General features: G+C 33.3%; 1 protein-coding gene. It reads left to right on the plus strand.

Annotated elements, in window-relative coordinates:
• Positions 1–133: 133 nt before the first annotated feature.
• Entirely contained in the window at positions 134–868 is a 735-nt protein-coding gene (locus ABIB40_RS20695; protein WP_354361859.1) for a DUF4184 family protein, read from the plus strand.
• Positions 869–1,071: the final 203 nt, after the last annotated feature.

Genomic DNA, 1,071 nt, shown 5'->3' on the forward strand with positions numbered 1-1,071 from the left:
ACGGTGGTTCAATTAAGGTTCTTCGTTATTTATTTAGTTCAGTGCGGTGCGACAATGGTTCTGCAAGCAATGCCATTTCTGCACAAATTTCCAAAACGTTACCACCAATTATAAAACGACGACATCCGAATATATGCCTTTTACCTTTTCACATCCAGCAGTAGTTTTACCATTGACCTATTTGCCTCGAAAATGGTTTTCTTTAACAGGACTTGTAATTGGCAGTTTGACACCTGACTTTGAATATTTTTTAAGAATGAAAGTTCAAAGTGAATACAGTCATACTTTAACTGGACTTTTCTGGTTTGACTTACCGCTGGGAATTTTATTGGCTTTTGCCTTTCACAACATTGTAAAAGCCGACCTATTTGACAACTTGCCGAAAAGCTTAAAAAACAGACTTTATGCTTTCAAACAATTTGACTGGAATAAATATTTCAAACAAAATATCTTCATAGTTTTGACTTCAATTATTATAGGTGCTTTTTCACATATTCTTTGGGACAGTTTTACACACGAAACTGGCTTTATTGTAAACACTTTTCGAATTATGACAAACGAAATTCATTTATTTGGCCGGACATATCCAGTTTACAAAATATCTCAGCATTTAAGTACTTTGATTGGTGGAATAGTTGTGCTATTTTCATTGTTTAATTTAAATTTTGACGATAAAGTGAAAGGTAAAATCGACAATAAATATTGGATTTTGGTATCACTTATCGGTTCGACAATTTTTTTGTTTCGATTTTTCTCAGGTCTAAAAATTAATGAAATTGGGAATATAATTGTGACAGGAATTTCCGCGGTACTTTTAGCACTTATTTTGACACCAACAATAAAGAGACAGAAATATAACTGGTGGTAACAGCAAATTTGCGCAAAAATGGCTGACGGTGGTTCAACTCAGGTTTTTCGTTAGTTATTTAGTTCTTTGCGGTGCGACAATGGTTCTGCAAGCAATGCCATTTCTGCACAAATTTTCAAAACGTTACCAGCAATTATACCAGACATTATGAAAATAAAATTACTTCTACTTTTTTCTATAGTTCTTGTCAATCTTCAAACCAA

The sequence above is a fragment of the Pedobacter sp. UYP30 genome, assembly GCF_040547165.1.
In the GTDB taxonomy this organism is placed as follows: domain Bacteria; phylum Bacteroidota; class Bacteroidia; order Sphingobacteriales; family Sphingobacteriaceae; genus Pedobacter.

Coding starts and splice junctions, on each gene's coding strand:
- ABIB40_RS20695 (WP_354361859.1), top strand. CDS start 134: ATGCCTTTTACCTTTTCACATCCAGCAGTAGTTTTACCATTGACCTAT.